Genomic DNA, 14,007 nt, shown 5'->3' on the forward strand with positions numbered 1-14,007 from the left:
GCCTTCATGGCCTGTGCTGCGCCTGTTTCTGCAAGAGAATCTCACGCGCCCGCTCGAGGTGGGCGGGCGTGTCCACGCCGAGCGGTACCGCATCCACCACCGCCACGTCGATGCGCATGCCGGCTTCCAGCGCCCGCAGCTGCTCCAGCTTCTCCCGCTTTTCCAGCGGCGAGGGCGGCAGCGCCACGAACCGGGCCAGCGCGGCCCGGCGATAGGCGTAGAGCCCGATATGGTGATAGAGCGGCCCTTCCCCGGAGGGCGCCGTGGCGCGGGTGAAATAGAGCGCCCGCAACACATCGGGCGCGATCGGCGAGCCCACCACCTTGACCACGTTGGGATCGGTGCGCTCGTGCGCCTCGCGGATCTCGGCGGCGAGGGTCGCGATGTCCACGGCCGGGTCGGCCAGGGGGCCAGCGCCCGGCGGATGGTGGCGGGATCGATGGTGGGCAGGTCCCCCTGCACGTTCACCACCACCTCCACCGCGCCGTCGGGGTCGAGCACGCCGAGGGCCTCGTGGATGCGATCGGAGCCGGAAGGATGGTCGGGACGGGTCATCACCGCGGCGAATCCGGCGGCGGTGACCGCGGCGGCGATTTCCGCGGCGTCGGTGGCCACCGCCACCCGGCCGATGCCGGCTGCGACCGCACGCCGCGCCACCTCGACAATCATGGGCCGGCCGCCCACGTCGGCGAGCGGCTTGCCGGGCAGGCGCGTCGCGGCCATGCGCGCGGGAATGAGCACGAGCACGCGGCTCAGGGACATGGTGCGGCGGGTCCTTGTCGGCAGCGCCGGCCCCCGGCATGGGGAGTGGCATTGGGGCGCGCCTTATACGGGTTGCCTCGTTACGGTCAAAGTGCTTAGTGTCGCCGGCGGTGCGCGGGCCTCCTGCGCGCCGCTCATCGACATGCTTGCAAGCCCGGCCGCACGCTTTATTTCCTGCGCCGAGGCCGGCGAAGATCAAGGGCTCCGAGGGGCGAAGCGCCGATGGATTCTTTTGAATTAAACAAGATCGCAGGTGCGGTTCTGGGCACCCTGGTGCTCACCCTCGGTCTCGGAATCGTTTCCGAAATTCTGTTCACGCCCGAGGCGCCTGCCAAGCCCGGCTTCGACATCGTGGTGCAGGAAGGTGGCGGCGGCGCCGCCACGCCGGCCAAGGCCGCCGAAGTGCCGATCGAGCAGCTGTTCGCCACCGCCTCCGTCGAGAAGGGCGCCTCGGCCGCCAAGAAGTGCGCCGCCTGCCACAACTTCCAGGAAGGCGCGGGCGCCAAGGTGGGGCCGGATCTCTACGGCATCGTCGGCCGTCCCGTCGCCTCGGTGGCGGGCTTCGCCTATTCCGCGGCGATGAAGGCGAAGGGCGGCGACTGGACGCCCCAGGCCCTCAACACCTTCCTCACCAACCCGAAAGCCGCGGTGCCCGGCACCGCCATGGCCTTCGCCGGCATTCCGAAGGAAGCCGAGCGGGCGGATCTCATCGCCTACCTCAACTCGCTCTCCCATAGCCCCAAGCCCCTGCCGACGGCGGCGGCGGCCAAGTGAGGATGAAGTGAGGACGCCGCGAACCGCGTGAGCTTGAGTGTGCGCGCGGATGGATTACGCCGGCCGAGGCGGGGCACCGCCGGGCCGGGGCAATGGGCGGGGACCTTCACCGGTCGACGCCTTCCAGGCGCCGCGCCCTTTCACGCCATTGTCATCGTTGCCCTTGCGACGCCCGTTACGGAAGGCCGGTCCCCGAAGACCGGCCTTTTTCTTTGCGTCCCTGTCCCGCGCCGGGGCGGCGTGCCCGTCCGGCGCCCGCCGGCCGGCGTCGCCGCTGGACGGGCCGCCATGTTTCTGCCGTCGCGAACGGTGCCATAATCGGCTATCCCGGTCCTCGCCTGGATCTTCTACCGGAGACGCCGATGCCCGTGCCGCCCGTCCGCCTTGTTCCGCTCCTCGCCGCTGTGGTCTGGTCCTGCCTTGCGACCCCCGCCGCGGCGCAGGCGCCGAGCCAGGCCGCCCCGGCCTCGCAGGCGCAGGCGGAGGCAAAGTCCGAGCCGGCCAAGATCGAGCCGGCCAAGATCGAGCTGGCCAAGACCGAAGCGGCCAAGACCGAAGCGGTCACCCCTGACGCGACGAAGCCCGAAGCGGCCTCCGGCCCGATCTTCCGCCATGGCCTCTCGCTCATGGGCGCGGTGAAGTATCCGGCCGATTTCAAGCACTTCGACTACGTCAATCCGGACGCGCCCAAGGGCGGCCTGCTGCGGCTGGCGGACGACGGCACCTTCGATACCTTCAACTTCGTGGTGCCCCGCGGCACCCCCGCCGCCGGTGTCGAGCTCATCTACGATACGCTGATGACGAGCTCGTACGACGAGGTGGCGAGCGAGTACGGCCTGATCGCCGAGGGGGTGAGCCACCCGGCGGATTTCTCCTCCGTCACCTACCGGCTGCGGGCCAACGCACGGTGGCACGACGGCGCCCCGATCACGCCCGAGGACGTCGTCTTCTCGTTCGAGGCGCTGACCGCCAACAACCCCACCCAGAAATTCTACTACAGCCACGTGGTGAAGGCCGAGAAGACCGGCGCGCGCGAGGTGACCTTCACCTTCGACCAGGCGGGCAACCGCGAGCTGCCGCAGATCGTCGGCCAGCTCGCCATCCTGCCCAAGCACTGGTGGACCGCGACGGATGCCGCCGGCAAGCCGCGCGACATCGGCCAGGGCACCCTCGAAGTGCCGCTCGGCTCCGGCGCCTACCGCATCAAGGGCTTCGTCGCCGGCCGCTCCATCACCTACGAGCGGGTGAAGGACTATTGGGGGCGCAACCTGCCGGTGAATGTGGGGCGCGACAATTTCGACGAGATACGCTACGAGTATTTCCGTGACGACACGGTGATGCTCGAAGCTTTCAAGGCCGACCAGTATGATTTCCGCTCCGAATCCTCCGCGAAGAACTGGGCGACCGCCTATGACTTCCCGGCCCGGACGGACGGGCGCGTCATCCTCCAGATGTTCGAGAACCGCGCCTCGGCCACGGTGCAGGCGTTCATCCCCAACCTGCGCCGCGACAAGTTCAAGGATCCGCGCGTGCGCCGGGCGATGAACTACGCGCTCGATTTCGAGGGTATGAACCACACCCTCTTCTTCGACCAGTACAAGCGCATCAACTCCTTCTTCTTCGGCACCGAGCTTGCCGCCACCGGCCTGCCGGAGGGGCGCGAGCGCGATATTCTCGACGCCCTCAAGGACAAGGTGCCGAAGGAGGTGTTCACCGCCACCTACACCAATCCGGAGAACGGCTCGGAGGAGAGCCGCCGGAGCAACCTGCGCGAGGCGGTGCGCCTGCTGAAGGAGGCGGGGTGGGAGGTGAAGAACCGCAAGCTCGTCAACGCCAAGGGCGAGCCCTTCACCCTGGAGTTCCTCATCGCCAGCCCGGCCATGGAACGCGTGGTGGTGTTCTACAAGCCGGCGCTGGAGCGGCTCGGCATGAGCGTGAGTGTGCGGCTCGTGGATTCGTCCCAGTACATCAACCGGCTGCGGGCGCGGGACTTCGACATGATCGTCTCCGGCTGGGGCCAGTCGCTGTCGCCGGGGAATGAACAGCGCGACTATTTCGGCTCCGACGCCGCCGATCGGGAGGGCTCGCGCAACTATGGCGGCGTCAAGGATGCCGCGGTGGACGCGCTGGTCGACAAGGTGATCTACGCCACCGACCGCGCCGACCTCGTGGCCGCCACCCACGCCCTCGACCGCGTGCTGCTATGGAACGAGTACATCATTCCGGCATGGACGCTGAACGCCACCCGCACGGCGCGCTGGGATCGCTTCTCTCATCCCAAGGACCTGCCGGCTTATTCCTTCGCCTTCCCGACCATCTGGTGGTTTGATGCGGCGAAGGCGGCCAAGATCGGCGGCGGCACGAAATGACCCTCTCCCGCCGCACCCTGCTGCGCCTTGGCGCCGCCTCCGCCGGCCTTGTGCTGCCCGGCGCCCGCGCCATGGGCCAGACGCGTGCGAGCCCGCCGAAGCCGGCCGATGCGGCCGCCGCCGAGGCCGACGGCGCCGTCTCCGGCGCCGTGGAGCGGCATGGCCTGTCCGTCTTCGGCGACCTCAAGTATCCGCCGGGCTTCACCCATTTCGACTATGTGAACCCCGCCGCACCGAAGGGCGGTCCGTTTTCCACGGCGGTGCGCGGCACCATGTACAATCAGGCCTTCGGCACCTTCGACAGCTTCAATGCCTACAATCAGCAGGGCAACGGGGCGCAGGGCGTCGAGCTGCTGTTCGACACGCTGATGACCCCCGCCGAGGACGAGCGCGGCGGCATGTACGGCTGCCTCGCCTCGTCGGTGGTGATCGCCGACGACGGGCTCACCTATCGCTTTCGCCTGCGTCCCGAGGCGCATTTTCACGACGGCGCGCCGGTGACCGCGGACGACGTGGCCGCCTCGTTCGACGCTCTGAAGAGCGAGGGCCACGGCAATATCCGCCTCGCTTTGTCCGACCTCCTCGCGGCAGAGGCGGAGGGCCCGCGCGAGGTGGTGCTGCGCTTCCGCGCCGGCCGGGCGCGGGACGTGCCGCTGGTGGCGGCGGGCATGCCCGTCTTTTCCAAGGCCCATCTGGCGAAATATCCGTTCGCCCGCTCGTTCCTCACCCCGCCGGTGGGCTCCGGGCCCTACAAGGTGGAGCGCTTCGAGCAGGGCCGCTTCGTGGAATACCGTCGCGTGCCGGACTATTGGGGCCGCGACCTGCCGGTGATGAAGGGGCGCTTCAACTTCGACACCGTGCGCTACGAATATTTCCGCGAGCGCATTCCCGCCCTGGAAGCGTTCAAGGCCAAGGTCTACCTCTTCCGCGAGGAGTTCACCGCCCGCGAATGGGCGACCCAGTATGATTTTCCCGCGGTCCGCGAGGGCAAGGTCAAGCTGGAGACGCTGCCGGACGAGTCCTTTTCCGGCGTTCAGGGCTGGTTCTTCAACACGCGGCGGGCCAAGTTCTTCGACCGGCGCGTGCGCGAGGCCATCGGGCTGCTGTTCGATTTCGACTGGACGCGCCGTAACCTCATGTACGACAGCTACAACCGCACGGTGTCGTTCTTCCAGAATTCGGACATGATGGCGGTGGGCAAGCCCTCCCCGGAGGAGCTGAAGCTGCTCGAGCCCTTCCGCGACCGCGTGCCGGAAGAAGTGTTCGACGAGGTCTACGTGCCCCCGCCACCGATGGCTCGGGGGAGGACCGCGCCCTGCGTCGGCAGGCCCTCGACCTGCTGAAGGACGCGGGCTACACGATCCAGCAGGGGCGCCTGGTGGACGGCCGGGGCGAGCCCTTCACCATCGAGTTCCTCGACGCCGAGAGTTCCATCGAGCGGCACACCTCCCGCTTCATCGGCCACCTGAAGCGGGTGGGCATCGAGGGCTCGTTCCGGCTGGTGGATCCCGCGCAGTACGAGATGCGGGTGCAGAATTTCGACTTCGACATCATCGTCAAGCGCTACGGGTTCTCCCCCTATCCGGGCCGCGAGCTGCACTCCTATTTCTCCACGGAAGCGGCGCGGACCCGCGGTTCCAACAACATCGCCGGCATCGCCGATCCGGTGGTGGACGCGCTCATCGCCACCGCCATCGCCGCGCCGGACCCGGCGACCCTGGTCACTGCCTGCCGGGCCCTCGACCGGGTGCTGCGGGCAGGGCGCTACTGGATACCTCAATGGTATTCCGGCGCCTTCCGCATCGCCTATTGGGACCAGTTCGACCGTCCGGCCGTGAAGCCCCGCTACGACCTCGGGGTGCGTGACACCTGGTGGAGCCGGTCCCAGGAAAAGGCGCAGGAGAAGGCTCAGGACGCCCCGCGGGGCGGTTGACGCGGACCGGCTGCGGCGGCACCGTCGTGCCGGATCGGGAGACGTAATGCTCGCTTACATTCTTCGCCGCATCGCCCTCATGGTGCCGACCATTCTCGGCATCATGTTCGTCTCGTTCGTGGTCATCCAGTTCGCGCCCGGCGGCCCGGTGGAGCGGGTGATCGCCCAGCTCACCGGGCAGGACGTGTCGGCGACGGCGCGGATCTCCGGTGGGGGAGGGGACTTCTCCGGCGGCGCCGCGGCGGCGCAGGCGGGAGGGGCGATGGATGCCGTCGCCTCCAAGTATCGCGGCGCGCAGGGCCTCGACCCTGCCTTCATCAAGCAGCTGGAAAAGCAGTTCGGCTTCGACAAGCCCGCGCATGAGCGCTTCCTGAAGATGATCACGGACTATGCCACCTTCGATTTCGGCCGCTCCTACTTCCGCGACATCCGGGTGCTCGACCTGATCGCCGAGAAGCTGCCGGTCTCCATCTCGCTCGGCCTGTGGATGACGCTGCTGACCTATGCGATCTCGATTCCCCTCGGCATCTCCAAGGCCATGCGCGACGGCTCGCGCTTCGACATGTGGACCTCGGCGGTGATCATCATCGGCTACGCCATCCCCTCCTTCCTGTTCGCCATCCTGCTCATCATCCTGTTCGCGGGCGGCTCTTTCCTCGATCTGTTCCCCCTGCGCGGGCTCACTTCGGAGAATTTCTGGCAGATGAGCTGGCCCGAGCGCATCGTCGACTATGCGTGGCACCTGGTGCTGCCGCTCACCTCCATGGTGCTCGGGGCGTTCGCCACCATGACGCTGCTCACCAAGAACTCGTTCCTCGAGGAGATCCGCAAGCAGTACGTGACCACGGCCCGCATGAAGGGCCTCGGCGAGCGGCGGGTGCTCTACGGCCATGTGTTCCGCAACGCCATGCTCATTGTGATCGCCGGCTTTCCCGGCGCCTTCATCTCCGCCTTCTTCGCCGGGTCGCTGCTCATCGAGACCATCTTCTCCCTCGACGGGCTCGGGCTCCTGGGCTTCGAGAGCGTGCTCAACCGCGACTATCCGGTGGTGTTCGCCACCCTCTACATCTTCTCCCTGGCCGGCCTCGTGGTGGGCCTCGTCTCGGACGTCACCTACATGCTGGTCGATCCGCGCATCGACTTCGAGACGCGGGAGGTGTGAGCCGTGGACGCCGTGCCCCTGCTCCAGCCGGGCGAGCCCACCGATGTGCCCGCGGCCCGCGACCTGCCCCACGGACAGCTCCAGCCGCCGGGCGAGACCCGGCCGGCGGGGCGCTTCGCGCTCTCGCCGCTCAACCGGCGGCGCCTGTCCAACTTTCGCGCCAACCGGCGCGGCTACTGGTCGTTCATCGTGTTCATGGTGCTGTTCGTCGTCAGCCTCGGAGCGGAATTCATCGCCAACGACAAGCCGGTCTTCGTCTCCTATGACGGCGGCTGGTACTTCCCCGTGGTGCGGGCCTATCCGGAGACCACATTCGGCGGCGACTTCGAGACGGACGCGGACTATCGCGACCCCTTCCTCCAGAAGCTGATCGCCGAGAAGGGCGGGTGGATGATCTGGCCGCCCATCCACTTCTCCTATTCCACCCACAATCTGGACCTGCCCACCCCCGCGCCCTCTCCGCCCACCTGGATGCTCACCGAGGCGCAGTGCAAGGCGGTGGCGCTGAAGAAGGGCGTCGCCGGCTGTTCGGGGCTCGAATACAACTGGCTCGGCACCGACGACCAGGGCCGGGACGTGGTGGCGCGGCTCATCTACGGCTTCCGCATCTCGGTGCTGTTCGGCCTGATCCTGACGGTGATCTCGTCCGTGGTCGGCGTCGCCGCTGGGGCGGTGCAGGGCTATTTCGGCGGCTGGGTGGACCTCCTGTTCCAGCGCTTCATCGAGATCTGGACGGCCATTCCCTCGCTCTATCTTTTGCTCATCATCTCCTCCGTGCTGGTGCCGGGCTTCTGGGTGCTGCTCGGCATCCTGCTTTTGTTCTCCTGGGTGTCGCTGGTGGGGCTGGTGCGGGCGGAATTCCTGCGCGCGCGCAATTTCGAATATGTGCAGGCGGCCCGGGCGCTGGGCGTCGGCAACCTCACCATCATGACGCGGCACATGCTGCCCAACGCCATGGTGGCGACGCTGACCATGCTGCCCTTCATCCTGTCCTCGTCGGTGATGACGCTGACGGCGCTGGACTTCCTCGGCTTCGGCCTGCCGCCGGGCTCGCCCTCGCTCGGAGAGCTGCTCTCGCAGGGCAAGAGCAACATCCAGGCGCCCTGGCTCGGGCTGACCGGATTCTTCACCGTGGCCGTCATGCTCAGCCTGCTCATCTTCATCGGCGAGGCGGTGCGCGACGCCTTCGATCCGCGCAAGACCTTCACGTGAGGGATCGAGACATGGCCACCCTTCCCCTCCTTGCCGTCGAAGACCTCTCCGTCGCCTTCCGCCGGGATGGCGAGACGGCTCTGGCGGTGAAGAACGTCTCCTTCCAGCTCGCCAAGGGGGAGACGCTGGCGCTGGTGGGCGAATCCGGCTCCGGCAAGTCGGTCACGGCGCTCTCCATCCTGAAGCTGCTGAACTATCCCGCCGCCAGCCATCCCTCGGGGCGGATCCTGTTCGAGGGGAAGGACCTGCTCACCGTGCCCGAGCGGGACTTGCGCGCCGTGCGCGGCAACCGCATCACCATGGTGTTCCAGGAGCCCATGAGCTCGCTCAACCCGCTGCACACCATCGAGCAGCAGGTGGGGGAGATGCTCACCCTCCATCGCGGCATGGGCGCGGCCGCCGCGCGGGCGCGGACGCTGGAGCTTCTGGCCGAGGTGGGCATTCCACAGCCGGAGACGCGCCTTTCCGCCTATCCGCACCAGCTCTCCGGCGGCCAGCGCCAGCGGGTGATGATCGCCATGGCGCTGGCCAACGAGCCGGACCTGCTCATCGCCGACGAGCCCACCACCGCCCTCGACGTCACCGTGCAGGCGCAGATCCTCAAGCTGCTGAAGGAGTTGCAGGCGCGCCTCGGCATGGCCATGCTGTTCATCACCCACGACCTGCACATCGTGCGCAAGATCGCCGACCGGGTCTGCGTCATGCAGCGGGGCGAGATCGTGGAGCAGGGCGGGGCGGAGGAGACCTTCCTCCATCCGCGCCATCCCTACACCAAGGCCCTGCTGAAAGCGGAGCCGAAGCCCGATCCCGCCCCCACTTCGCCGGATGCGCCCATCGTGGTGGAGGCGAGCGACCTCAAGGTGCATTTTCCCATCAAGCGCGGCATCCTGCGCAAGACGGTGGGGTTCGTGAAGGCGGTGGACGGTGTCTCCATCGCCATCCGCCGCGGCGAGACGCTGGGGGTGGTGGGCGAATCCGGCTCGGGCAAGACCACGCTCGGCCTCGCGCTGCTGCGGCTCATTTCATCCAAGGGGCCGGTGACCTTCCTCGGCCGGCGCATCGACGGCCTGTCCTTCAAGGGCATGCGGCCCCTGCGCTCGGACATGCAGATCGTGTTCCAGGATCCCTATGGTGCGCTCTCGCCGCGCATGTCGGTGGCGGACATCGTCGGGGAGGGCCTGCTCGTCCACCAGCGCGGGCTCTCGGCGGCCGAGCGGGATGCGCGGGTGGTGGCGGCGCTGGCCGACGTGGGGCTCGACACTTCGAGCCGGCACCGCTATCCGCACGAATTCTCCGGTGGCCAGCGCCAGCGCATCTCCATCGCCCGCGCCATGGCGCTCGAACCCTCCTTCGTGGTGCTGGACGAGCCCACCAGCGCCCTCGACATGATCGTGCAGGCGCAGATCGTGGACCTGCTGCGCGCCCTCCAGAGGAAGCGCGACCTCACCTTCATGTTCATCTCGCACGATTTGCGCGTGGTCTCGGCGCTGGCCAGCCGCATCCTCGTCATGCGCGACGGCAAGATGGTGGAGGAGGGGGCGGCCCGCGAGGTGTTCGAGCGGCCGAGGGAGGCCTACACCCGCGCCCTCTTCGCCGCCGCCTTCGACCTCGAGACCGCCGGGCAGGGCGTGGTGCGCCAGTGACACGGACCGACCTCCCCGAGGATCGTCCCGCGCGGGCGGACGTGGAAGGCCCCGAGCTGCTGGCAAGGGGCTTTCGTCCCTACGAGCGCTACCGCATCGTGCTCCACCACGAAGACGGGTCCAGCGACGTGCAGTCCCGCGACATCATCCGCGCCGGCAGCGTGGTGGGAGTGCTCGGCTACGACCCGGAGCGGGAGCTCGTGGTGCTCATCCGCCAGTTCCGCTTCGGTGCCCATCTCGTCCACAACCGGGGCGACATGGTGGAGATCGTCGCCGGCATCGTCGAGCAGGGGGAGGGCTACGAGGCCGCGGCCCTGCGCGAATGCGGGGAGGAGGCGGGGGTGGTGCCGCGGGCGCTGATCCCCATGCTCCGCTTCGTGCCTTCGCCGGGGGTGAGCGACGAGTTCGCCGTGCTCTTCCTCGGCCTCCTCGATTCCGCCGCTCTTCCGCAGCAGGCCGGGGCGGAGGCCGAGACGGAGCGCACCTATCCGTTCGCGGTGAAGCTGGATGACGCCCTCGCCGCGGTCGAGGCGGGGCGAATGATCAATGGCTATGTGATCATTGCGCTGCAATGGCTGGCATTGAACCGCCACCGCCTGCCCGCGCTCCTGGCGGGGGTGGCGACCCTGGCCGGGGCGGCGACGGCGTGAAGATGTCGCCGCGTGCCGGGAGGGCGCGCCTTCCCATGCGCCGCCGCATCGGCTCCGCGAGGGCGGTCTACAGCAGGTGCCGCCCGGTGAGGGCGTAGCAATAGGTATCGAGCAGTTCGGCCTCCTCCGCACGGAGCGAGCCGTCCGCCTTGACCACCCGCAGGCCCGCCTTCAGCACGGTGGCGATGGCCTCGTTCCCGCTCTCGAACAGGGTGTCGAGGGCACCGTCGATCGCCTCCGTGGTCGGGCGCAGGCGACCCACATAGGCCGCGAGCCGCTCGCGCTCCGCCCCGGTGAGGTCGAGCCCCTCGGCGCTGCAGGCGCGTTCGCAGAAGAAGACCACTTCCTCGGCTTCCGCCGCGCCCATTTCCCCATCGGCGAGGGCGAGCGCCGCGAGCAGCACCACCCCCGTCTTGCGGGTGATGGTGCGGATCCGGTCCCACCGCACGTCGGCGGGCTCGTCCGGCGGCACGATGATGGCGTTCTTCGGCCATACGAAGCCGAAGGTCTCGAAGAAGAAGCGCGAGAGCGGCTCGCGCCGCGCGCCGTCCAGGTCGGTGATGGCGGTGATGCGGTCCACCCGGAAGGCCCGCGTCGCCTGCCGCTCGTGGCACTTGGCGATGAGGATGGGCACGCCTTCCACATTGCGCTGCACGGCCCACACCGAGATCCGGCGATGGCTCTCGTTGCCGGCGTGGTCCACATAGTCGATGGCGAAGGACTGCCCGTCCGCCGGGTCGTGGTCTTCGCCATGGCCCGCGGCGAGCTCGTCGTGGGGATCGTCGGCGGGGACGCTCAGGCGTCCGGCCGAGGCATAGAGCGGCGCGCCGAACAGCTCCACGCGGTCGGCGAGGAAGGTCTTCAGCGACGTGATGGCGTTCATGGCGCGGTCACCCGGGGCAGGCAGGTCTGCCCCGCTCTTGTAGCCGGCTGTGCCGCCGCGATCTAGCGCCCCGGTGGGGCGGGATGCCCGCCCGGTCAATCGTCGAACAGGTGGTCGGCTGCCGTGATGAGGCCGAGCTGGGGATTGGCGGCGCAGTATTCGCCGAGCTTGCCCGCATTGGCCACGAACCGGTCGGTGTCGATCACCGGCGGCGCGTCGTCATCCTTATAGTAGCCATCGAGCCAGGACAGGATGACCGTGATGGTCGGCTTGTCGCTGGAGATGAACTGCTGGCAGGTCATGGTGGAGAGGTCCCACTTCTCGGCGGCGGCGGGAACGCAGGCGCCGACGAGAAGGATGAGAGCCAGGGCGTGTTTCATGGTGCCCCCCTTAGCGTCGCTCTGCGGAATGGCGGCGACGTTGAATTAAACCTAGCACGGCCCCGAAACACCGGCCACGTGCAACCGGGCCGTGAGGCACGGTTTCTGGCGGCCGAGTCGATGGGAAACGGAGGGATCTTTGGGATGGTGCTGCGAGAGAGGATTGAATTCAAAAATGAACGGGATAATATATTGAAAACAATGAAGAAAAAATATGAACGGAGGTATTTTGGACGCTTGGACGGGAAGGTTTTGGACAATTAACATGGATGTTATGTTATTTTAGGTTTGATCTGCGTCCGTCTCGCCCTCTTTGCCGTCCTTGCAGTTACGAAAGGTATGGGTACAGTTCGCTAGGGATGGGCTTCTGGGCTAGGGAAATGCTTGATTTTTCGTCGATGGGGTTTGATCGCGCGCTGGGGATCATTGGCCTTGTAGTCGGCATATTATCTATATGGCTTGCTCGGCACTATTATAAAAAGAGCCTTGTTACAAAGATCATTGGTTTTTGCGTTACGGAACCTATTCGACTTTCTACGTCTTCTGACGTTAAATCGTCCGTCGATGGAGAAATTTACGACTATTTAGAAAAAAGATACTATTTATTGTGGAATAAAGGGTCGTCGGCGATCGAGTATAGCGATTTTATTTCAGATATACAAATTAAACGGGACGCTGAAGGCGAGGAAGAGCATATTGTAAGGGTTTCAATTGTAAAAAAGGATAGTCTAGTTGATATAAAAGAGATGAAAGACGGGTCCTTTAGGCTGAATTTGCTTAGACCCGGCGAAGCGATTGTATTTTGCGTATATTATAGAGAGAAAAATTTCATGCCGACTTTGTATATATCAACAAAAGTAAAAGAGATGGTTCGTCGTGAATTCTTTACGATTGACATTATGCGATACATCGGCGCATTTTTGGCATCCATTTTTGCTCTTTCTGCTGTGTTGACCGATTTTTTTGGAGCTTTTTCAATTGATGATAATGTAATTAAATATTTTGAAAATAATTATAGCAAACCTGTTCTCGGCGGAATGGCGCTTGTCGCGCTGTTTTCGATGTTTGGAGCGATTATTGCAATTGGATATCTGGCGAATTATATTTTCAAATTACTTATCTGGCGAAATAGATCTGGAATAGTTAACGACTACGCAGCGGTTTATTTATCAACACTGAATTTGAAGCACAACGATGTTTGGAGATATTACGATATAAAGGATTTGGGCTGAGGTGGCGCCAGAAGAGGCCAGTCCACCAGCCCACGCCGACCGCAAGCGTCACACTTCAGGCACGCGGGCACGTCTCGCGCTTTGAGGTGGAGGATGGTCGCCGGGCGTGCCATGCCTGACCAATGGACAAATAGGGAACATTCTCAAGCTGAAAAAGGCGGCACCGGGGAGGTGCCGCCTTGCTGGTGCAGAATTACGGCTCGATGAAACGAACTCCATCCTCATATGTGTAGCACCGGGCGCCATCGGTCAGGATGTACACGGTCCCGCTATCGCCGCCGTCGCCTGCCGTGCCGGTGAAGGGCAGATCGTCGCCCTCCGAGCGAGCGACGCGGATACCGGCACGGTCCTCCCGCACATCGAAGGTGCCGGGGAGGGGTTCGCGCTGGCGAAGCTTCCGAGCGATCGCTGAGGCATCTTCGGCGGACACCGGCCGCAGGTTGTGCAGGGCTTCGTCATCGATCAGGTAGGTCATTTAACAGGTCCTTTGCGTGAGATTGGGAGTTTGGAGGGCGTCACTTGGCGCCCTGGGGTCAGTCGAGCTCGGCGAGGAGCGCGTCTAGCTCCTCGTCTGAGAGGTCGGGCGGCCGATCAGGTTGAAGGGCCTTCGGATCGGCGTTCGCGATCTCGGCGAGGTCGGCGCGAAGAGCCGCATCCGCGTCAGGCTCTGCCTTCGTCGCTTTCTCGCTCATGGGTGCGCGCCGGCCGGATCGAGCACGTTCAGAAGCCGATCAACATCGGGCTCAGGAAGCCTCTCGATACGTTTCTCAAGTGCTCTGAGGTTCGCCGCACGCATCTTGGCGCGGCGCCTGCGTTGATCCTCGCGCCAACGGCGCCGTCTCAGGTCTGGCGACAGTTGAGCGATGTAACGGGCCTGCGACGCGCGGAAGTACGCGCGCCGTTCGTCTGTTGAGAGGTCTTTGAGCATGGGTCGTCCTGCGTCGTTTCACTGACAGGACATTCATAGCGGCCGGATCGATGCGCTCGTTCGATTTCGTTCACGAATC

The 14,007-nt window shown here is 65.7% G+C and carries 14 protein-coding genes and 1 pseudogene; 9 read left to right on the plus strand and 6 right to left on the minus strand.

Annotation, left to right across the window (positions count from 1 at the left end; genetic code table 11):
* Positions 1 to 4 precede the first annotated feature (4 nt).
* Positions 5 to 762, minus strand: a pseudogene (locus EZH22_RS11225) (3-deoxy-manno-octulosonate cytidylyltransferase).
* Positions 763 to 984: 222 nt separating this feature from the next.
* Between EZH22_RS11225 and EZH22_RS11230 the strand changes: the two are divergent.
* The 8 genes from EZH22_RS11230 (at position 985) to EZH22_RS11260 (ending at position 10,505) form a co-directional block, all read left to right on the plus strand.
* The gene (locus EZH22_RS11230) at positions 985 to 1,536 is read left to right on the plus strand and encodes a c-type cytochrome (protein WP_203195702.1); all 552 of its coding nucleotides are present in this window, start codon (positions 985 to 987) and stop codon (positions 1,534 to 1,536) included.
* 362 nt (positions 1,537 to 1,898) lie between these two features.
* The gene (locus tag EZH22_RS11235; RefSeq protein ID WP_408647691.1) at positions 1,899 to 3,905 is read left to right on the plus strand and encodes an extracellular solute-binding protein; all 2,007 of its coding nucleotides are present in this window, start codon (positions 1,899 to 1,901) and stop codon (positions 3,903 to 3,905) included.
* Positions 3,902 to 5,248, plus strand: a complete 1,347-nt coding sequence (locus tag EZH22_RS11240) for an extracellular solute-binding protein (RefSeq protein WP_333473723.1) — start codon at positions 3,902 to 3,904, stop codon at positions 5,246 to 5,248. Before EZH22_RS11235 ends, EZH22_RS11240 begins: the two co-directional genes overlap by 4 nt.
* Before the next feature lie 35 nt (positions 5,249 to 5,283).
* Complete coding sequence (locus EZH22_RS32600; RefSeq protein WP_333473724.1) at positions 5,284 to 5,838, plus strand: periplasmic substrate-binding domain-containing protein; 555 nt, start codon at positions 5,284 to 5,286, stop codon at positions 5,836 to 5,838.
* A gap of 46 nt (positions 5,839 to 5,884) precedes the next feature.
* The gene (locus EZH22_RS11245) at positions 5,885 to 7,000 is read left to right on the plus strand and encodes a microcin C ABC transporter permease YejB (RefSeq protein ID WP_203195703.1); all 1,116 of its coding nucleotides are present in this window, start codon (positions 5,885 to 5,887) and stop codon (positions 6,998 to 7,000) included.
* Positions 7,001 to 7,063: 63 nt separating this feature from the next.
* A complete protein-coding gene (locus EZH22_RS11250; RefSeq protein ID WP_231711522.1) occupies positions 7,064 to 8,212 on the plus strand; it encodes an ABC transporter permease in 1,149 nt (382 codons plus the stop codon).
* A gap of 11 nt (positions 8,213 to 8,223) precedes the next feature.
* Positions 8,224 to 9,855: an ABC transporter ATP-binding protein gene (locus EZH22_RS11255; protein WP_203195705.1), complete on the plus strand. Its 1,632-nt coding sequence runs from the start codon at positions 8,224 to 8,226 to the stop codon at positions 9,853 to 9,855.
* Positions 9,852 to 10,505 carry an NUDIX domain-containing protein gene (locus tag EZH22_RS11260; RefSeq protein ID WP_203195706.1) on the plus strand — a complete coding sequence of 218 codons (654 nt, stop codon included), beginning with the start codon at positions 9,852 to 9,854 and terminating at the stop codon, positions 10,503 to 10,505. Before EZH22_RS11255 ends, EZH22_RS11260 begins: the two co-directional genes overlap by 4 nt.
* Before the next feature lie 67 nt (positions 10,506 to 10,572).
* Here EZH22_RS11260 and EZH22_RS11265 read toward each other — a convergent pair whose 3' ends face one another.
* Together EZH22_RS11265 and EZH22_RS11270 are read right to left on the minus strand one after the other, a co-directional pair.
* Positions 10,573 to 11,388, minus strand: a complete 816-nt coding sequence (locus EZH22_RS11265) for a WYL domain-containing protein (protein ID WP_203195707.1) — start codon at positions 11,386 to 11,388, stop codon at positions 10,573 to 10,575.
* Positions 11,389 to 11,483: 95 nt separating this feature from the next.
* Positions 11,484 to 11,768 carry an HdeA/HdeB family chaperone gene (locus EZH22_RS11270; RefSeq protein WP_203195708.1) on the minus strand — a complete coding sequence of 95 codons (285 nt, stop codon included), beginning with the start codon at positions 11,766 to 11,768 and terminating at the stop codon, positions 11,484 to 11,486.
* A 380-nt stretch (positions 11,769 to 12,148) separates the two neighbouring features.
* Between EZH22_RS11270 and EZH22_RS11275 the strand changes: the two genes are divergently transcribed.
* Entirely contained in the window at positions 12,149 to 13,000 is an 852-nt protein-coding gene (locus EZH22_RS11275; protein WP_203195709.1) for a hypothetical protein, read from the plus strand.
* A gap of 193 nt (positions 13,001 to 13,193) precedes the next feature.
* Here EZH22_RS11275 and EZH22_RS11280 read toward each other — a convergent pair whose 3' ends face one another.
* The 3 genes from EZH22_RS11280 to EZH22_RS11290 are packed head-to-tail and all read right to left on the minus strand — an operon-like array spanning position 13,194 to position 13,928.
* A complete protein-coding gene (locus EZH22_RS11280) occupies positions 13,194 to 13,475 on the minus strand; it encodes a hypothetical protein (protein WP_203195710.1) in 282 nt (93 codons plus the stop codon).
* Positions 13,476 to 13,533: 58 nt separating this feature from the next.
* Positions 13,534 to 13,692, minus strand: a complete 159-nt coding sequence (locus tag EZH22_RS11285) for a hypothetical protein (protein WP_203195711.1) — start codon at positions 13,690 to 13,692, stop codon at positions 13,534 to 13,536.
* Positions 13,689 to 13,928: a hypothetical protein gene (locus EZH22_RS11290; protein WP_203195712.1), complete on the minus strand. Its 240-nt coding sequence runs from the start codon at positions 13,926 to 13,928 to the stop codon at positions 13,689 to 13,691. The genes EZH22_RS11285 and EZH22_RS11290 overlap by 4 nt, the downstream gene beginning before the upstream one ends.
* Positions 13,929 to 14,007 lie beyond the last annotated feature (79 nt).

Source organism: Xanthobacter dioxanivorans, from assembly GCF_016807805.1.
In the GTDB taxonomy this organism is placed as follows: domain Bacteria; phylum Pseudomonadota; class Alphaproteobacteria; order Rhizobiales; family Xanthobacteraceae; genus Xanthobacter; species Xanthobacter dioxanivorans.